The organism is Pseudoalteromonas piscicida (assembly GCF_000238315.3).
In the GTDB taxonomy this organism is placed as follows: domain Bacteria; phylum Pseudomonadota; class Gammaproteobacteria; order Enterobacterales; family Alteromonadaceae; genus Pseudoalteromonas; species Pseudoalteromonas piscicida.
The window spans coordinates 1,123,909-1,142,688 of record NZ_CP011925.1; the positions used below are offsets into that span (position 1 = coordinate 1,123,909).

Annotated in this window: 17 protein-coding genes and 1 pseudogene; 3 read left to right on the forward strand and 15 right to left on the reverse strand. The window is 42.3% G+C overall.

What is annotated here, in order from left to right:
• The 11 genes and pseudogenes from PPIS_RS24295 to PPIS_RS24345 all read right to left on the reverse strand — a co-directional run bounded on the left by PPIS_RS24295 (window position 1) and on the right by PPIS_RS24345 (window position 8,658).
• Window positions 1-732, reverse strand: coding sequence for a DUF1365 domain-containing protein (locus PPIS_RS24295; RefSeq protein ID WP_026345621.1), 732 nt, complete (start codon window positions 730-732; stop codon window positions 1-3).
• Window positions 729-1,982, reverse strand: a complete 1,254-nt coding sequence (locus PPIS_RS24300; RefSeq protein ID WP_010377193.1) for an NAD(P)/FAD-dependent oxidoreductase — start codon at window positions 1,980-1,982, stop codon at window positions 729-731. Before PPIS_RS24300 ends, PPIS_RS24295 begins: the two co-directional genes overlap by 4 nt.
• Window positions 1,975-2,691, reverse strand: coding sequence for an SDR family NAD(P)-dependent oxidoreductase (locus tag PPIS_RS24305; protein ID WP_010377192.1), 717 nt, complete (start codon window positions 2,689-2,691; stop codon window positions 1,975-1,977). Before PPIS_RS24305 ends, PPIS_RS24300 begins: the two co-directional genes overlap by 8 nt.
• Window positions 2,688-3,113, reverse strand: coding sequence for a nuclear transport factor 2 family protein (locus PPIS_RS24310; RefSeq protein WP_010377190.1), 426 nt, complete (start codon window positions 3,111-3,113; stop codon window positions 2,688-2,690). Before PPIS_RS24310 ends, PPIS_RS24305 begins: the two co-directional genes overlap by 4 nt.
• Window positions 3,114-3,119: 6 nt before the next feature.
• Entirely contained in the window at window positions 3,120-4,499 is a 1,380-nt protein-coding gene (gene phrB / locus PPIS_RS24315; protein WP_010377188.1) for a deoxyribodipyrimidine photo-lyase, read from the reverse strand.
• Between the two features lie 2 nt (window positions 4,500-4,501).
• Window positions 4,502-5,461: pseudogene (locus PPIS_RS24320) on the reverse strand (YbgA family protein).
• 15 nt (window positions 5,462-5,476) lie between these two features.
• Complete coding sequence (locus PPIS_RS24325) at window positions 5,477-6,127, reverse strand: ChrR family anti-sigma-E factor (protein ID WP_010377186.1); 651 nt, start codon at window positions 6,125-6,127, stop codon at window positions 5,477-5,479.
• Window positions 6,124-6,744 (reverse strand): sigma-70 family RNA polymerase sigma factor, encoded by a 621-nt coding sequence (locus PPIS_RS24330; protein WP_010377183.1) that lies wholly within the window; start codon window positions 6,742-6,744, stop codon window positions 6,124-6,126. Before PPIS_RS24330 ends, PPIS_RS24325 begins: the two co-directional genes overlap by 4 nt.
• Window positions 6,745-6,804: 60 nt before the next feature.
• Entirely contained in the window at window positions 6,805-7,377 is a 573-nt protein-coding gene (locus tag PPIS_RS24335) for an LON peptidase substrate-binding domain-containing protein (RefSeq protein WP_010377182.1), read from the reverse strand.
• Window positions 7,378-7,457: 80 nt separating this feature from the next.
• A complete protein-coding gene (locus PPIS_RS24340; RefSeq protein ID WP_010377180.1) occupies window positions 7,458-7,778 on the reverse strand; it encodes an MGMT family protein in 321 nt (106 codons plus the stop codon).
• The gene (locus tag PPIS_RS24345) at window positions 7,744-8,658 is read right to left on the reverse strand and encodes a LysR family transcriptional regulator (RefSeq protein ID WP_010377177.1); all 915 of its coding nucleotides are present in this window, start codon (window positions 8,656-8,658) and stop codon (window positions 7,744-7,746) included. Before PPIS_RS24345 ends, PPIS_RS24340 begins: the two co-directional genes overlap by 35 nt.
• A 100-nt stretch (window positions 8,659-8,758) precedes the next feature.
• Between PPIS_RS24345 and PPIS_RS24350 the strand changes: the two genes are divergently transcribed.
• Both PPIS_RS24350 and PPIS_RS24355 read left to right on the forward strand, forming a co-directional pair.
• On the forward strand, window positions 8,759-9,838 hold the full coding sequence (locus PPIS_RS24350) for an efflux RND transporter periplasmic adaptor subunit (protein ID WP_010377175.1): 1,080 nt from the start codon (window positions 8,759-8,761) through the stop codon (window positions 9,836-9,838).
• Window position 9,839: 1 nt separating this feature from the next.
• A complete protein-coding gene (locus PPIS_RS24355) occupies window positions 9,840-12,905 on the forward strand; it encodes an efflux RND transporter permease subunit (RefSeq protein WP_010377173.1) in 3,066 nt (1,021 codons plus the stop codon).
• 86 nt (window positions 12,906-12,991) lie between these two features.
• On the opposite strand, the gene rnd is transcribed toward PPIS_RS24355, so the two are convergent.
• The 3 genes from rnd to PPIS_RS24370 form a co-directional block, all read right to left on the reverse strand.
• Window positions 12,992-14,122 carry a ribonuclease D gene (rnd, locus tag PPIS_RS24360; RefSeq protein ID WP_010377171.1) on the reverse strand — a complete coding sequence of 377 codons (1,131 nt, stop codon included), beginning with the start codon at window positions 14,120-14,122 and terminating at the stop codon, window positions 12,992-12,994.
• A gap of 77 nt (window positions 14,123-14,199) precedes the next feature.
• A complete protein-coding gene (fadD, locus tag PPIS_RS24365) occupies window positions 14,200-15,852 on the reverse strand; it encodes a long-chain-fatty-acid--CoA ligase FadD (protein WP_010377169.1) in 1,653 nt (550 codons plus the stop codon).
• 192 nt (window positions 15,853-16,044) lie between these two features.
• A complete protein-coding gene (locus tag PPIS_RS24370) occupies window positions 16,045-16,917 on the reverse strand; it encodes an alpha/beta fold hydrolase (RefSeq protein ID WP_010377167.1) in 873 nt (290 codons plus the stop codon).
• Window positions 16,918-17,105: 188 nt separating this feature from the next.
• Here PPIS_RS24370 and PPIS_RS24375 point away from each other — a divergent pair, with 188 nt between their 5' ends.
• The gene (locus PPIS_RS24375) at window positions 17,106-18,398 is read left to right on the forward strand and encodes an alkaline phosphatase (protein WP_010377165.1); all 1,293 of its coding nucleotides are present in this window, start codon (window positions 17,106-17,108) and stop codon (window positions 18,396-18,398) included.
• A 76-nt stretch (window positions 18,399-18,474) separates the two neighbouring features.
• On the opposite strand, the gene PPIS_RS24380 is transcribed toward PPIS_RS24375, so the two are convergent.
• Window positions 18,475-18,771, reverse strand: coding sequence for a hypothetical protein (locus PPIS_RS24380; protein ID WP_010377163.1), 297 nt, complete (start codon window positions 18,769-18,771; stop codon window positions 18,475-18,477).
• Window positions 18,772-18,780 lie beyond the last annotated feature (9 nt).

Here is an 18,780-nt window from a genome sequence, read left to right on the forward strand (position 1 = left end):
TTATACTCTTCCGGGATGCCCAACAAAAGGCACTTTTTTTAAAAATAACTTCAACGCTTGCCAGTAGATACCTTTAGCTATGATCCATGTCATTGCAGGAAACCGCCTGAGCAATTGATTAATATTTGCTTCATTGAGCTCCTGCTTTTTGAGCGTCATCGTGGCATCAAATAGCAATTCGTCACCTTTTCTATTTTCAATATGGATCAGCGTATTACTACCGGGCGGCCTCACTTTCCAATGGTAGTGCATATCCAAATTCATAAAAGGTGATACGTGAAATTGCTTTTTAAAGTTCACTTCTTTATTTAATTCAACTAAATAAAAATGACGCTCATTCCAAGGCGTGTTACTTACCTCTGCGAGCATATGGCTAAAACCAGAACCCTTCTCGTCTTCAAAAAAGTAGAAATTAACCGGGCTGAAGTAAAAGCCTAAACAGCGTATTTGCGCCATTAAATATACTTTTGTTTGTGAAGAAACGGGTTTACCAAGCGCATTTGACTTAGCTCGTGCGCGCTCAACTAAGCTTTCACCTTCTGTGAGGATGTAGTCAGCTTGGTTGAATTTAAGCAGTTTTAAGCCGGATGTACCAAACTTCGATGAAATACTACTGAGTGCGTCAAGTTCACTTAAGTCTAGCCACATCATATACATGGGATAGGAAAATGCGTGTTCGGCATGGGCGAATCGCCGATGCCGAACTTTGCCCACCAATATTGCACTATTCAAAATGAGATACCCAATTGCTCGGCCACATCTACCGCACTTCTCACACCATCTTCATGAAAGCCGTTAAACCAGTACGCACCGCAAAAATAACTATGGTGTTTACCATCAATATCGGCTTTACGTTTTTGAGCCGCAATGCTAGTGGTATTGAAAACCGGATGATGATAGACAAAGCGGCGGATCACTTTGTCTTCAGCTATCCCTTCATCATGATTTAACGTGACACAGTATTGATGTTTGGCATCAAACCCCTGCAGTATGTTCATTTGATAGGTGACAACAGCAGCTTTGTCCGTCGCTTCGTTTAATAAATAGTTCCAACTGGCCCACGCCAGAGGACGCTTTGGCAATAAACGAGTATCTGTGTGTAGGACCACTGAGTTTGCAGTATAGGGGATAGCGCCAAGTATCGCTTGTTCATCACTCGATGGTGTATTTAGTAATGCTAAAGCTTGATCGCTATGACATGCAAAGACCACTTTATCGAAGTACTCATTACGGCCATCTTTGAAGACGATGGTGACACCAGATTCATCACGAACTACTGTCTCGATGTCGGCATTAAGCACAATATTGTCTTTAAATTCAGCTACTAATGGTTGAATGTATTCCCTAGAACCACCTGGGATAACATACCATTGAGGACGATTTGTGATGTCCAATAACCCATGGTTGAAGAAAAACTGGACAAAGAATTTAGCTTCAAAATCGAGCATTTCTTTGATGCTGGTGGACCAGATAGCGGCGCCCATCGGCAAGATGTAGTGCAGCTTAAAAAACTCATTAAATTGGTACTGCTGTAGCAGCTTGCCAAGCGTTTCAACACCTCGATAGTCGTCTTTTTCATACAATGACTTACAAAGACCATTGAAACGTACAATATCCTTCAGTAATCGCCAAAAGGTTGGCCTCAGAAGGTTACGCTTTTGTGCAAACAACGTGCGGAGTGAGTGGCCATTGTACTCAAACTTAGATTGACTATTGTGAACACTAAAGCTCATTTCAGTTTCTTGGCGACTAACACCAATTTCAGCCAACAGTTTTTCAAATTTTGGATAAGTTCTGTCATTAAATACGATAAAGCCAGTATCAATTGCGAGCTTTTCATCTTGGTATTCAACATCAATTGTTGCTGTATGTCCGCCAATATAATCATTTTTTTCAAAGATTTTCACGTCATGTTGACGACTTAACAGGTATGCTGCGGTCATACCTGAGATACCACTTCCAATTATTGCAATCTTAGCCACGGGCTATCCTTTTAGCGAGAGGTAACCACAACGAAAACGGCAGTAACCTGAGAAGTTTTAAAAATAGAGTAAACCTTTTTGGGAAATGTATTTCTTTGCTGCGCTTTTCTATTCCTTTGCTAATGTAACCCACGGCATCATCGACACTTACAATAAATGGCATAGGAAAGTCGTTTTTATCTGTCAACGGCGTTTCTACAAATCCAGGGTGAACTAAGGTGACATCAATATCTTTTAATGTTGCGGTTAGGGTGCGCGCTAAGTAGCTGACAGCCGCTTTCGACGCACCGTAAGCCTCGGCGCGAGGCAAAGGTAAAAATGCACTGCTGGAACTTACGATACAAAGTTGCCCGCCTGTTTTCATTTTTGGCAGTAATACGTCTAGGCAGTGGCCGATTGAGATGACGTTGATATGCATTACTCGCTCAAACAAATGGCCATCAAATTGGTTGGGATTATCGATATACTCACAACCACCTGCGTTGAGGATCACAAGATCCAAGCCATCAATATCTTTGAAGTTGTTTTCTATCTCAACGCGGTTTGTTAAATCAAATGCTTTGCTCTTTGCACCTACGCTGTTTTCTAATTCGTCTAACACTTCTTTATTGCGACCACAGGCAGTTACTTGATGGGACTGTTTTGCATAAAATTCCGCAAGACCTTTACCTATTCCTGATGTTGCGCCAGTAATTAAAATGTTACTCATGCCGTGATCCTTTTATCTAATAGCCGAATAACACCACCGAGCAGTGGGACTTGGCGATACAGCATTTGCGCACTATCAAAGTAATCCCGATGTTGCGCCACTTTTTCGCCAATAAAACTCAAACGACTATGACCATCGACTTCTATGAGCTTACCGCCATTTAGCTTGGGGTGTTGATAGGACATAGTCCAGTAGATAAAGCTGACGTCATCAACTTGATAGGCGTTCGTAACAAGAAATTCGATTTCAAAGACATTTTCATATAACCCTTGAAAATAGCTCGTTAGCGCATCAAGCCCTTGAATTTTATGAAAAGGATCTACAAAACTGATGTCATCAGTGTAGATTGAAGCCAATTTACCGAGGCAGTATTTGTCTATTTCATTATAAACTGCCACGAATCGCTGCGTTCTGTGATCCATACCTATTTAAACCTTAAATGCGTCAAGTGCTCTCGCCCTTGCTTCTTTATGATCAACCAGCGGCTCTACATAGTCATCCTTTCCGCCAAATGCCATTAAATAGTCATGAGGAAAATGAATATGCTTTGCTGGAACATTTTTTAATTCAGGCACATATGTACGAATAAAGGAACCATCGGGATCAAACTTTTCGCTCTGCGTGATGGGATTAAAAATACGAAAATAAGGCTGCGCGTCACACCCCGTACTTGCAGCCCACTGCCAGCCACCATTATTACTGGCAAGGTCTCCATCTATTAATTTTGACATAAAATAGGCTTCGCCTTTACGCCAGTCGATGAGCAAGTGTTTGGTTAAAAAGCTCGCAACAATCATGCGTAGCCGATTGTGCATCCAGCCAGTTTTATTGAGCTGACGCATTGCCGCATCGACAATCGGGTAGCCGGTTTGACCATTACACCAGAGCTCAAACGCTTGGCTATCGTCACACCACCTAACTGCGTTATATTTATCGTTGAAATTAAAACCTTTACATAAACGCGGGAAAGCGACGATAAGATGGCGATAAAATTCACGCCAAATGAGTTCGTTCACCCAACAAAACTCTGGCTTACTTGGGTTTTCAAGCACTTCGGGGTAATGAAGTTGGATCTGCGCGATGAGCTGCTTGGGCGACACAATGCCTAATGCCAAGTATGGGCTGAGCCCCGAAGTCCCTTTAATTGCAGGGAAATCGCGATCATCTTGGTAGTCTGCTAGTTTATCCTTAATAAAACGGTTTACAATCGTGACAATGGCATTATCATCGGCTGGCCACTTTTCAGATTCATTGGTCATCTCGAAGAAAGCCGGCTTTTTGAAATTAGCTTTATGTTGTTTGTCCAATGGCCAGCTAGAAAAGTGAAATTGCTGCCCCACAAAACGTTTTAACCATGCTTTTTTAAAGGGGGTAAACACCTTGAACATCTCACCGGAGCCCGTAAGCACAGAGCCCGGTTTGGCAACGAGATCGCCATCGAATAATCTTAACGTGATCACAGTTGCACACGCTTCATCGCGGGCCACTTCATTTACTTCGTACTCTTTATTCGCGTACAAGCAATCAATGCCTTTATCGTCACAAACAACTTGAAGCTGCGCCGGCAGCTCAGCAAATGTGCTTGCTTCAATGATATGTAGCGTAATGCCAAATTCGCACAGCTGGCTGCCAAGCTCAAGTAATCTGCGCTCAAGTAGGTCGAGCTGAATACTGGCTACGTTGTGTGACTGCCACTGTGGCTTGCAATAAAAAAAGAGCGCATCGCGAGCGCCCTCATTCACGGCTTCAATCAAAGCCTCGTTGCCGTAAACCCTGAGATCACGGCGAAACCAAAAAGCTGTTTTCACTATTAAATTCCGAATCTTAAACGCAGTTCGTTAGGGTATGGGTTAAAATACACTTGGCTTTGCAAATACGCTTTAGGATGCACAGTAAGGTGATGCTTGAGTAAGGTCAACGGTACATATAAAGGTACAATACCCTTACGATATTCATCTATTGCGCCACACATCTCTTGCTTCTCGATGCTCGAAAGCTCGTTCTTAAAATATCCCTGTAGATGCGTTAACGTGTTTGCTTGATTTTTGCGATTGGCAGGCTTGCTCAGTGCTGACATCAAACCACTGATATATTTATGTTTCAGCGTGTCTCTATCAAATTGCTTGCCATCACCAAGTAAACGACCTAAATCTTTATAGGCTTGGTAATTATGGCTCATCAACAGATATTTGTGCTTGGCGTGGAAATTCGTCAGCTCGTGTAGACCGATGTTTTCCGATTGAGTTAGTTCCTGTCAGCTTTTATAGACGAATACCCGCATTACGAAGTTTTCTCTGAGATGCATGTCATTCAATCTACCATTTTCCTCGCAAGGTAAAAGCGGATTGTGTTTTATGATTTGCTCAGCAAAAATACCAATACCTTCAGATGTGTTACCAGTTCCTGCTTCGTTATAGACCTTAACACGCTCCATTCCACAGCTTGGGCTTTTGGCGCAAAACACAAAGCCGGAAAGGCTTTGTGCCTGAGAAGTTGCAACCTTTTCGCCAAACTCCTTAAGCTTTGGTGCGACATCTTCTTTACCATCAGGGCGACTAACTTTGATAATGTCGCCTACACGGATCTGTCTGATGGTTGGTCTTGGAATTGGCATACCTATCGCAACTTCCGGGCAAAAGCGCACATACTCAACATGTTCGGCGAATTCATCCATACAAAAGTTTGAACGCTTGTGGCCTGAGTCAAATCTCACTTTGTCTCCAGCCAAACACGCGCTAATGCCAATTTTTATTGGTGATGAAAATTTCATTTCGCAACTATTCCTTTAATAAATCAACTTACCAATTGGGTTTAACAGCTTACTTAACCCTTTATTAAAGTGTAGTGCACTACTTACCACGGTAAAGCACAGGCAGCCTTCTTTTGTGCGCGGAGAATGATTATGTTTGCCGTCTTGCCAAATAAAGTCGCCCGGTACGTATTCCCCTGCTTCATCTGCAAAATCGCCGTCAAGTAACAAGGTGATTTCAAAGCCTGTGTGAGTGTGCTCTGGAATTTCGCCTTCCGCACCAATTTGTAAAAGACTTGAGCGTAAGTTGCCGTCTTCTAGCAATAACCGGGAGCGGGCGATTTTGCCTACACCTGAAAATTTGGTGCGGTCGATATTCGCAATAGCCCGAGGTAACTGAACATCCCTGCCCTGATAGTTAAATGTGGGTTGGATATATTCTTTAACTTCGTCTATTTCGTCATCCAGTGTTATCGCTTGCATCATCGCCTCGAAATCGCTGCTTAGTGCAGAGCCAATGTCTCCTCCAAGCTGAACTCTCGCTGCTTGCGCTTCAAGCTGTTGGGTCTTTTTCTGGCAACAAGGACATAGCTCGACATGTGCTGCAATTGCAACACTGATACTCGCAGGCAAGTTGCCTTCGACAAATTGGCTTAATAATGAATCATTAGGGTGATGCTTAATCATGCTTGATCTCCCATTTCAGCGCGAAGTTTTTGTAAAGCAAGCCGTAAACGTGACTTAACCGTCCCGACAGGTATATTAAGATGCTCTGCCAATTGTTCTTGAGACATTTCTTGAAAATACACGCCTTTGACTATGTCTCGTTGTGCTGGCGGCAACTTGTTGATATATTTTTGAATTTGCGCCGTTTGCAAGTGATCTTGAAAACCGTCGTCGTCAGCTTGTGAGTCTTGAATTATCGGCCAGATGTCTTCACTGATGTGTTCTTCTTTATTACTCTTCATCTTGCGCAGTGCATCGAACGACGCGTTACGCATTACAGTATAGATCCACGTTGTGGCTGCACCTTTGTCATGATGATAAAGGTGTGCTTTACGCCATACTGACGTCATCGTATCTTGTACAAGCTCCATCGCTTGGGCATCATTCCCAAATTGTTTCACACCAAAGCGCCTGATTTTTGGCGCAAAGTACTCGAACAAGAATGCAAAAGCTTTGCGATCTCGTTTTTCTGCAACTTTAACCAATGCGTCTGATAACGCTTGAGAGGGAGTTTCTTGCACTGCTTTGCGAGTTCCTGATTGAACGTTGCAATCTGTGGATTGCTGTTGGCCTAACATAGCTCACCTTCCAATTTATAATTATAAGCAGTATTACGCTGGAAAACTTGGCAAGGATCACTATTTTTCATCTAATACAGTATGTAAGAACTCTGCCACCTGTTCAAATGTTTGTGCTTGTTTTATTTTCAGTTTTTGAGTCATAGAGATAGGTAAGATTTCTAACCAACGATAAGCAACCCAAAGAGGTTGAGTAAAATGCTTGTCACGGTATAAATCATCAAGGACCGGGTTGGCGATAAAAACACTCTGAAGCTTATCAACAAGGGTTTCGTCAACTAGACTAAATGCTTCTTCGCTACATTGCCATGGCGGCCCATCAATAATGTCACAATCGCCGTAACGCAAAGATTGTGAGTCTACTTCCACATTGCTGATCGCGACGCGCGATAATGCCTCAACATCGATGAGCAGCTGACCATCATCATCTTGTGAAAAGTCGACGATTTTAACGTGCACGCCTTCTTTTGACACATTGTTCTGCGTGTCCGCGAGGTATGGGCATAACACAAAACCCTGCTCTGTTTTAGCGGCTTCTTTCACCATGTATAAATAGCGCTGCTCAAAGATCCGCAAGCGAGTAAATCCGCCAGGAAGCAAGAATATTGGCAATGGAAATAAAGCTAGTTTCATAATTCCCGTTCAAATATACAAAAACTAACGATAATTACGACTGCTCTATTTATCTGGATCAGTTAACGCTAAATTTATAACTATTCCCAAACACAGTGTTTAGCTATCACGTTACTATTTGAGAATGTGACGCCCTCAGCTTGCAAGCGCGATTTTTGCTCTTGAAATTTACTACTGTCTTGAGGAAAAGAAATACGCCGTTGGCTATTTACTACTCTGTACCAAGGTAAAGTTGAACCGTTTGGTAGGTTTTTCAGCAATTGACCTACTTTTCTCGCATGTTTTGGGGAGCCTGCTAATCTCGCTATTTGCCCATACGACGCAACTTTTCCAAATGGGATACCGCCAATTACGGTGAAGACTTTTTCAGCGAGTTCTTGTTGAGGATTGCTGCTTTTCATATTGAATATTTAACTCTTTTAATTTGTCCCAAAAATATCTTGCTACTGGTCCATGGTGGGAAATATGCAAACGATACGCGTGGATCTCGGCTTCAAATTCATCCTTTCTATCGAACACCCTCACTTGTTGCAAAACACCAGACTCTAATTCTTCTCTACAAAGGTCAAGGCCGATTAAGGCATAGCCCATACCTTGCAATAAGTATCTTTTTATTGCCAGTGCGTCATCGAGTTTCATTACATTATTACTATTTCTGTATGCCAAGCGCTCACTGTCAAACTTGAATTTACTTTCTTTCATTGCAAGAGAAGGGTATTGCGCAAGCTCCGAAAAACTAAGCTCTGGTGGCATATATCCCGTTAATGAGACTAAGCCTAATTTTACGTGTCCAATCGGCATTGATTCTAAATCGCCAGTTGAATGAAAAAGGTCAAACCAAGGCCCTATGCCAAGGTTTGCAATCCCCTGTGTGACTTGCTCAAGCGCAAAAAAACGTTTACCACTTGAGATGTTCATTTCAGTTGCGGGAAACTTAATGAAGGCATTGCCTAATACTTGATCAATCTGGTTTTGATATACGATCGGTTCGTAACAGATGTTAAAGCTTGGTTCATTACCCGCCGCAAATTCAGTCGCGAGTAATGACAAATCTCTATGATGATTAAGCAATTTTTCGGCTTCAAAATAAAATCGACGACCTTGCTCTGTTAACACATTGCGATATTTCTCACGCTCAAAAAGGGCAAATCCCAAAGATTGTTCTAATCTTTTAATTGATTGAGAGACCGCAGGCTGTGTCTTATGAAGCTTATTTGCTGCTTCGGTAAGGCTAGGCGCTTCAACAACGGTGCAAAACGCTGCTAAGTCCGAAATCTTCATAAATAAATCTTATGCAGTATAGAATGTTTTATAATTTTTATTTTATATGTAATTCCATTATTCTGCATGCATTAAAATTGACGTTGTCATGGAGAACAATATGTTAAGAGTGTTTTCTGGAATTGTGCTGGCTACCCTATTAGTGGGCTGCCAAGAGCAAGCAGAACAAGCCCCAACAGAAGCCCCTAACCGTCCGGTTAAAATTCACACGGTTTCGGATCCCAATAGCAGCACGCTTCGCAGTTTCCCTGCTGAAGTGGTGGCAAATCAAGGCTCCTATCTTGCCTTTCGTGTGAATGGCGAACTTATCGAGTTTCCAGTTCTCGCAGGCCAAGACGTACAAAAGGGGCAATTGCTAGCCAAGCTTGATCCTGAAGATTTCAACCTGCAATATGAACAACGTAAAGCCCAATTTGAACTGGCTAAATCGCAGTTATCGAGAATTAAACCGTTATTTGAAAAAGGCATAGCGACTAAAGCTGAGTTTGATAAAGCAAATGCAGATAAGCAAGTTGCCGAGTCTGCATTTAAAATTGCTAAAACAAACCTCGAATATAGCGAACTTAGAGCACCGTTTAGTGGTACTGTTGCCAAGGTATTTGTCAAAAATTACGAAAACGTCGTAGCAAAGCAAAATATTCTTCGCCTTGAAACACGCGATATGATGGATGTGGTTATTCAAGTTCCTGAGCGCATCGTTGCACGTGTTGATAAAGATTCTGATTACAAACCGACTGTTGTCTTTGATGGCTACCCAAGTAAGTCTTACCCGCTTACGATTAAGGAATGGGATACGCAGGCAGACCCTGCAACCTTAACCTACAAAGTCGTATTTAGTCTTCCAATCCCCGAGGACTTCAATTTGTTCGCAGGTATGACTGGCCATGTTTACGTTGACCCAAGCAAAATTACGAACCGTGAAAATACGGCAATCATCGTACCTAACCAAGCAGTATTCTCCGATAAAAAGCAAGGCACAGAGGGAAATAGTTACGTTTGGGTATATCAAAGCGATAAGCAGACCGTAACAAAACGCGAAGTCACCGTTGGTCAACTTAATCATACCGGTATTGAGGTATTGTCGGGTCTTGAACCTAGTGAAGAAATTGTTGCTGCGGGCGTGCATTACTTGCAAGAAGGCGCAAAAGTGAGACCTTGGACTAAAGAAAGAGGTCTGTAATATGAGTTTAGCCAAATGGTCAATTGAGAATAAGGTTATCAGTTGGATGTTTGCCTTGCTCCTGCTTATTGCTGGAGCGGTATCCTATTTGGGCTTAGGTCAACTAGAAGATCCTGAATTTACGCTAAAAAAAGCCATGGTCGTGACCATGTATCCTGGTGCATCGCCACAACAAGTGGAAGAGGAAGTCACCTTCCCGATTGAAAATGCAATTCAGTCTCTGCCTTATGTTGATTATGTAACTTCGATTTCTTCTCCCGGTAAGTCGCAGATCACTGTTGAGATGAAGAGTAAGTACCGTAAGAAAGACTTACAACAGATCTGGGATGAGCTGCGCCGTAAAGTAAATGATCTCTCGCAGAAGCTACCGCCAGGTGTTAGGCCGCCAAGCGTTATCGACGATTTTGCTGATGTTTACGGTGAACTCTACGCGATAACTGGCGAAGGCTATTCGTATGATGAACTAAAAGATTACGTTGACTTTTTGAAGCGCGAATTAGTGCTAGTTGAAGGTGTGAGTAAGGTTACTGTTGCGGGTGAGCAGCAAGCGCAAGTGATCGTCGAAATATCAACACAAAAACTGTCACAACTAGGTATTGCGCCTAGCTACATTTTCTCGTTGTTACAAGCTCAAAATACGGTATCTAATGCGGGTAAAATACGAGTTGGAGACGAGTCTATTCGCCTACACCCTACTGGTGAGTTTACAGACGTTGCTGAGCTAGAGGGGTTACTTATCTCAAAGCCGGGCGCCAAAGAGCTTATTTATTTGGGTGACGTGGCAAAAGTGACACGCGAATATGCAGAAGTGCCGAATCATATTACACGTTTTGATCAAAAACGTGCACTGCTGGTTGGGGTTTCTTTTACCTCTGGTGTAAATGTTGTTGAGGTGGGTAAAGAAATTGAACATCACTTACAGCAACTAGAATATCAGCGCCCATACGGTATTACGATCAACACGGTTTACAATCAACCAACAGAAGTAGAAACCTCGGTTGACGGTTTCATCGTTAGCCTTTTAGAGGCCGTTGCCATTGTAATTATCGTTCTGCTTATCTTTATGGGTGTAAAGAGTGGTATTTTAATCGGCGGTATTTTGCTTATTACTGTGCTAGGTACCTTTATCTTTATGAAGATATTCGCCATTGATTTACAGCGTATTTCATTAGGTGCTTTGATCATTGCTCTGGGGATGCTAGTCGATAATGCCATTGTAGTGACAGAAGGCATTTTGATTAACATTAAACGGGGTCAATCTAAAGTAAAAGCTGCTGTGAACATTGTTGAACAGACAAAATGGCCACTTCTTGGCGCAACCGTTATCGGGATCACCGCTTTCGCGCCGATTGGTTTAAGCTCAGATGCCAGTGGTGAATTTGCTGGTTCTTTATTTTGGGTGTTGTTAATTTCATTACTACTAAGCTGGGTAACGGCAATCACACTGACACCATTTTTTGCCAATATGATGTTTAAAGGACCGAAGGAAAAGTCATCAGATACCAGCGAAGAAGACGACCCCTATAAAGGTGTGATCTTCACTGTGTATAAATCCATGCTTACCTTCTGCCTTAAAAATCGCGCTATTACCATTATTTCTATGGTACTGCTATTAGTGGCTGCAGTTGTTGGCTTTAAATCAGTTAAGCAGTCCTTCTTCCCGGCTTCAAATACACCGATGTTCTATGTGGATTATTGGCATTATCAAGGTGCAGATATACGCAGCACGGCGCAAAATGTTGAGAAAATTGAATCCTTTTTACTGGCCGATCCTATGGTTAACGAAGTAACGGCAACGATTGGTCAAGGTGCGCCTCGTTTTATGTTGACCTATTCGCCGGAAAAACAATATGACGCTTATGGTCAGTTAATTGTACGTGTAAAAGACCGAGAAGCTGTAGTGGCTATGATTGCTAAGCTTCGCGATTATGAGCTTGAAAATGAGCTAGACGGACGTCTCAAAATAAAGCGCATGGAAATTGGTCCTTCAACCGACGCAAAAATTGAGGCTAGGTTCTCGGGACCAGATCCTGTTGTGTTACGCCAACTAGCTGAAGAAGCCAAAGGTATTATCAGCCAGGACGATAAAGCGTTTAATATTCGTGATAACTGGCGACAAAGAACCAAGTTGATCCGCCCACAATTTAATGAATTGAAGGCGCGTCGTTTGGGGATCAGTAAATCTGACTTAGATCAGTTGCTACTTACTTCGGTGTCAGGTAACAAGGTAGGGTTATATCGAGATGGTACGCAACTGTTGCCTATCATTGCACGCTCTCCTGAGGAAGAGAGACTCAATGTTGAAAACCTTGGTGACTTACAAATATTCAGCCCTGTCCTTAGCGTTTACGTGCCAGTTTCACAAATCGTGGATGATTTTAGTGTCACTTGGGAAGATAGCCTGATCATGCGCCGCGACCGCAAACGTACCATCACGGTAATGGCTGATCATGACGTGATAGGTGATGAAACCCCAGCGAAGTTATTTGCAAGAGTGAAGGCGGATATCGAAGCCATTGAACTACCCCAAGGGTACGAAATGCAATGGGGCGGCGAGTATGAGTCGTCAAGCAAAGCGAAGAAAGCTATTTTTGGCTCATTACCAATCGGTTATTTAGCGATGTTTATGATCACTGTATTACTCTTTAACTCGGTGAAAAAACCATTAGTGATCTGGTCTACCGTGCCGCTTGCTATTATTGGGGTAACGGCAGGCCTCGTATTACTACAAGCACCATTTAGCTTTATGGCACTATTAGGCTTGCTCAGTTTATCCGGCATGTTGATTAAAAATGGTATTGTACTGATGGATCAAATAAATATCGAAATTGACTCTGGTAAGTCCCCTTACCAAGCGGTATTTGATTCTGGTGTAAGTCGTGTAAGGCCGGTGTCTATGGCTGCTATCACAACCATATTGGGTATGATCCCGCTATTATTTGACGTGTTCTTCCAATCCATGGCGGTCACCATAATGTTCGGTCTTGGTTTTGCGACCATACTGACGTTGATTGTATTACCTGTGTTACATTGCGTGTACTTTGGTATCGAACAACCAAAAGACTAGTTTAGTATCATCCACCTTCTTAAGAAGGTGGATGTTACTATCGCTTTCGCTTTTTATCTTTCACCTTTTATTCGACAGGAGTGCTGCTACTGCCACCAACTATCTAACTTATCTCCAACAAGCTCAGCTCTCCAGCCTAAAGCAAGATCGGGTTTCATCAGTAATTGCTTTTCTTCCGGTGACTTTTTCCAAGACCAGCTGATCACCTGATTGATTTGTTTTTTCGAAGCAAACACATCAACCGGAATATCGTTAGTTTTGGCAACTTCGGCGATAACCTGCTTGATATCCTTGCATGCTGCTTTGTAACCTTTAAAGTCGATAAGTCTTCTCACGCGCTGTGGACAATCTTGTTCACTCACTTCTTTTGCTTTTTCTATACAGGCAAGAATTTCTTTACCAGAGCGATTGACTTCCATTGGTTCAACACCTGGAACATTGCGCAAACTGCCCAGTGAGCTTGGACGACGTTTGGCAATTTCTACCATGTTATGTTCTTTAAGCACGAAGTTTAGCGCTAAGTTCTTTTTCTCTGCCTTGGCTCTGCGCCACGCTGCAAGTTCTTGTAGGGTAGCAAGATCTCTAGGCTTAAGTTGCCACACGTTTTTGACATCGAGATAAAGCACTTCATCTGGTTGACGGAAGCTTCTCTTTTGGGCTAGCAACTCACTCTCTTGAAGCACTATGTTAAATAGCTGCTTTTCATTTACTCGAGCTTGAATAGTCTCAAAACATGGTAGTAAATGATATACATCGGAGGCGGCGTAATCTAATTGGCTTTGAGTTAAAGGGCGGCGTAACCAATCTGTTCTGGATTCACTTTTGTCAATGTCCACGTCTCTAAGTTGCTTCACCATATTAGCAAAACCAATACAACTACCCTCACCTAACAACTGTAAAGCAAACTGGGTATCGAATATTGGTGATGGGATAAAACCTGCAAACTTTAGAAATACTTCGATATCTTCTGATGGAGAATGAAGTACTTTTAAAACACTAGTATCGGAAAATAATGTCCACAGCTCACTAAAATCTATATCGGCTAGTGGATCGATAAGGGCAAGGTGATTACCATCAAAGATCTGTAACAGAGCAATTTCTGGGTATAGGGTGCGGCGACGCATGAATTCGGTGTCGACGGCGAGCACTTTGGCTTTCGAAATAGACAAGACAAATTCATCTAGTGCTGTTTGGCTTTCAATAACTTGATACTGCACTGTTACTCCCATGCAATTTACATAACTAGCCATATCATACTAGCTATAAAAAAGCCGGCTAGTGCCGGCTCTATTTGTTATTCTTTTAACGCTCTACGCAGTATTTTACCAACGTTAGTCTTTGGCAGTTCATCTCTAAACTCAACTAGCTTTGGTACTTTATAGTTCGTTAGATTATCTCGGCAATGTGCAATTATATCTTTTTCTGTCAAAGATGGGTCTTTTTTAACAATAAAAACTTTAACTTGCTCACCACTAACCTCGTGTGGCACGCCAACCGCCGCAACTTCTAACACGCCTTCGTGCATAGCAACGACTTCTTCGATTTCATTAGGGAAAACGTTAAAGCCGGACACTAAGATCATGTCTTTTTTACGATCAACGATGTAGAAGAAACCATCATCATCATAAGTAGCGATATCACCAGTTGCAAACCAGCCGTCTTTTAAGCATTCGGCGGTTGCGTCTGGACGGTTATAGTAACCAGCCATCACCTGCGGGCCCTTAACACACAACTCACCGGGCTCACCTTTAGGTGTTTCATTGCCGTTGTCATCAACAATCTTAATGTCAGTGCTTGGTGCAGGTAAACCAATAGAACCGTTGTAGGCTTCAAGATCATGTGGGCAAATAGTAACTAGCGGCGCACATTCTGTAAGGCCATACCCTTCCATCAGCTTTGATTTTGTCACCTTTTGCCAGCGCTCAGCGACAGGGCGTTGTACGGCCATACCACCACCTAAAGACATTTTCAGGGTTGAAAAGTCTAGGTCGGCAAAACCTGGTGTGTTCAACAAGCCATTAAATAAGGTGTTAACACCAGTGATAGCGGTAAATGGCACCTTTGCCAGCTCTTTTACAAACGCAGGCATGTCACGCGGGTTGGTGATCAAGATATTGTGACCACCGTACTTCATAAAGGTCAAACAGTTCGCTGTTAATGCAAAGATATGATAAAGCGGTAGCGCCGTGATAACGACCTCTTTTCCTTTATCTAATACTTTATCTAAACAGCCAGATACCTGCTCGAGGTTTGCTACCATGTTGCCATGAGTCAGCATCGCGCCTTTAGATACGCCAGTTGTACCGCCAGTGTACTGCAAGAAGGCAAGGTCACTTAGCGTCACATCAGGTTTACTGTATTTTGCAGGATCTGCTGCAATTACTTGTTTGAAAGGAATGGTATTTGGCAGGCTAAAGTCAGGCACCATTTTTTTGAAGTGCTTAACAACAAAGTTCACCAAGTGCTTTTTGAAGCCACCTAACATGTCACCAATTTCTGTCAGCACTACATGCTTCACACTGGTTTTTGGTAAGGCTTGCTCCAGTGTATGGGCAAAGTTTGCAAGAATAAAGATAGCTTTTGACTCGGAGTCATTTAGCTGATGCTCTAATTCGCGCACGGTGTATAGCGGATTAACGTTTACAACCGTACAGCCAGCACGTAGCACACCTAAAATAGTAACTGGAGTTTGCAACAAGTTTGGCATCATGACCGCTACTTTATCGCCACGGCCAAGTTTCAATTCATTTTGTATATAACTAGCAACTGCTTTGGTTTTTTCATCAACTTGCTGATAAGTCAGCGTCTTACCCATATTGGTGTAGGCTGGATACTGAGCATAATCTGCAAAACTTTTTTCAAATAATTCAAGCAATGAGTTGTAATGCTCTGGGTCGATAGTTTCAGGCATACCTTCTGGGTAGCGCTTAAGCCAGATTTTTTCCACTCTTAGCTCCTGTGTTCTCGTTATTTTTATATTCACCCTAAACCATAAACGATGTAAGGCACTTTAACAATTGAGCAAATACTCTAAAAACGCCATATTCCCACAATATCTGAGGATTTACAATCTAGATGCTGTTGAAACGTGGGCTTTAGCGCTCTTTGTGAACTTTTCTTTCCATGATTAGTTTATTCTTTACGCTCCTTCAGTTGTAAACGATGTTTTGTCGCAGTTTTGGTGTGCCTCAATTAGCTTATAGCAAATTTCCGGGTTTTCCATATGGCAATGGTGGCCGCCAGGTATTTTCTCAAGCTTGAGTGAATCGAAACAGCCTTTAAATTGACTATATTGTCTGACAATCATGTCATAGCCTTGTTCCGCTAACACCAATAAGGTTGGAATGGATATCCCATTAATCGCCGATTTTGCTTGAGAGATGGAATACCTAAATCCGGAGTGATGCTTTAGTCGGGGATCCAATCTAAGTTGCACACCATCAGGATGCGGCTGAGTATTTCTTGTCACAAGCAGCGCCGCTATTTCTAAAGAAACATCACTGATTTTACTACGCAGTTGCGCAAGTGTATTTATATCAGGATAAACCCGTGGTTCAGATTGTTTTAATTTATCTCGGGAATTAAACGCATTAATGAGCTGGGTTTTGGTATCACTCTCTGAGGTACTCACGATCCCTATTCCCTCGATTAGTACCAACGATAAACAACGTGTTGGATAGCAGCTTGCAAACAAGTTAGCTATCATTGCCCCCATAGAATGGCCAACAATATGGCACGTTTTGATCTGTGCTAAATCTAAAAAGCACTTTAAGTCATAGACATAATCGATAAAGTAATAAAAGGCGTCGGCACTTTTCCAATCGGAGTGTCCATGACCTGCTAAGTCAAGTGCGATATGTGTGTACTGTGTATTGCAAAATGGCGCAAACGGTACAAAACTGTTGCTGTTGTCTTGCCAACCATGAAGGTAGATAACGGTTTGCTTTCCCTCTCCCCAGCTTTGGTAGGAGAATGGCCCGATTTTTTGTTCTTTTATCGCATATAGAGACATCGACGAATTCTTTTAGTGTTCATTGTACCATCATTGATTTATCATCTTACCGTGACATATTTGAACTTACTACTTTGATTTGTTGAAAATATTTTTATCGAACATCCATTCTATTAAGAATGTGTTTTAAATCGATCAAATAGTAGAGAATCACATACCTCTATCACAATAAGTACACGGGAATAACAATGAATTTCAAAACTAGCCTTTTGGCCTCATTTGTTGGATTAGTATTTGCGGCTCCGACATTGGCTGCTCCAAAAAACATTATTTATATGATTGGCGACGGCATGGGGCCGGCTTACACTACGGGCTACCGTTATTTTAAAGATGACCCTTCAACGAAAGTGGTTGACCCAACGGTTTTTGACTCTATTTTGGTAGGTATGGCGCATACTTACCCAGACGACGACACGGTTGTAACAGACAGTGCTGCGGGCGCAACCGCCTTAAGTACAGGAACTAAAAGCTATAATGGCGCAATTGCGGTAGATACCCATAAAGAACATTTGGAAACGATGCTTGAAGTGGCGAAAAGAAAAGGTAAAACAACCGCGCTTGTTGCGACATCGCAAATCAACCACGCAACACCTGCAAGTTTCGCGTCTCATAATGAATCACGTCGTAACTATGACGACATTGCCAATGATTACATCGACAATAAAATCGCAGGAAAATTACCTGTAGATCTTATGCTTGGTGGGGGCACTAAATACTTCATTCGTGAAGATAGAAACCTAGTTAATGAATTTAAAGACGCAGGTTATCAATACGTCGATGCTTTATCTAAGCTTGATACGCTAAATAAAATTCCTGCGATGGGTCTGTTCGCAGAAGTAGGTCTGCCATTCGCAATTGATGAAGAGCCGCAGCGCCTAACTAAAATGACTAAAACGGCATTATCATTATTGGAAAACCAGAATGATAAAGGCTTCTTCTTAATGATTGAAGGTAGTCAGATTGACTGGTGTGGACATGCTAATGATATCGCTTGTGCTATGCATGAAATGGACGACTTTGTAGAGTCAATTAAGTTGGCAAAGGCTTTTGTCGATAACAACCCTGACACTATCTTGGTGATCACAGCAGATCACTCTACCGGTGGATTAACGCTTGGTGCGAATGGTCAGTATCGCTGGGAGCGTGATATTATCGCTAAAGTGAAAGGTTCAGCGGGCGAGATAGCAAAAGCACTCGCAAAGACAAAAGACGTTAAAGCAACATGGCAAGATCTCACAGGTCTCGAATATGACAGTGCGACTGAGCTAAAAGTAAAAGAAGCACTTTCACAAGGTCCGAAGGCGCTTAGTGTTGTCGTAAAAGAGGCAATTAGTGATGCATCTTTCACTGGTTGGACAACGGGTGGTCACACCGCTATCGATGTACAAGTGTTTGCCCATGGTAAAGGTAAAGAAGCGTTTATCGGCTCGCAAAACAATACTGCAATTGCTGATAAACTGATTGGATTTATAAAAAAGTAAAAATCTTCATTTACTTTCAAAAACAAAGAAGGTCAGCATTTGCGGACCTTCTTTTTCTCGAGTCTTGGAAGAGATATTACGCGTAAACAGAAACGCCAATCATACTTTTGATCTCATCTCGTCTTGCTTCGGTTGCAATTGCTTTGTATTCACTAATTGCTTGTCCAGTACGAAAGTTAGGGCGGTCGTAGATAGTAGAGCGTTGCTGAGATTGGAACTGCTCCACCAACGCAATGCCCTTTTCACTGGTTTTGATCTGAGCGGTATTGAGCTTAGCCGTATTTCCTGCTTCAACAGTAGGATTCACTGCCTTTTTAGGCTGTGGCTTTACTTGATATGTACCTGCTTGTTGAATGATTGAATTTAGTTTCACGGTTTAGCT

Bases quoted from the DNA above. Each gene is read 5' to 3' on its own strand.
- PPIS_RS24375 (WP_010377165.1), top strand. From the start codon at position 17,106: ATGAATTTCAAAACTAGCCTTTTGGCCTCATTTGTTGGATTAGTATTT.
- PPIS_RS24325 (WP_010377186.1), bottom strand. From the start codon at position 6,127: ATGATTAAGCATCACCCTAATGATTCATTATTAAGCCAATTTGTCGAA.
- PPIS_RS24370 (WP_010377167.1), bottom strand. From the start codon at position 16,917: ATGTCTCTATATGCGATAAAAGAACAAAAAATCGGGCCATTCTCCTAC.
- PPIS_RS24350 (WP_010377175.1), top strand. From the start codon at position 8,759: ATGTTAAGAGTGTTTTCTGGAATTGTGCTGGCTACCCTATTAGTGGGC.
- PPIS_RS24335 (WP_010377182.1), bottom strand. From the start codon at position 7,377: ATGAAACTAGCTTTATTTCCATTGCCAATATTCTTGCTTCCTGGCGGA.
- PPIS_RS24340 (WP_010377180.1), bottom strand. From the start codon at position 7,778: ATGAAAAGCAGCAATCCTCAACAAGAACTCGCTGAAAAAGTCTTCACC.
- PPIS_RS24345 (WP_010377177.1), bottom strand. From the start codon at position 8,658: ATGAAGATTTCGGACTTAGCAGCGTTTTGCACCGTTGTTGAAGCGCCT.
- PPIS_RS24355 (WP_010377173.1), top strand. From the start codon at position 9,840: ATGAGTTTAGCCAAATGGTCAATTGAGAATAAGGTTATCAGTTGGATG.
- PPIS_RS24305 (WP_010377192.1), bottom strand. From the start codon at position 2,691: ATGAGTAACATTTTAATTACTGGCGCAACATCAGGAATAGGTAAAGGT.
- PPIS_RS24330 (WP_010377183.1), bottom strand. From the start codon at position 6,744: ATGTTAGGCCAACAGCAATCCACAGATTGCAACGTTCAATCAGGAACT.
- PPIS_RS24310 (WP_010377190.1), bottom strand. From the start codon at position 3,113: ATGGATCACAGAACGCAGCGATTCGTGGCAGTTTATAATGAAATAGAC.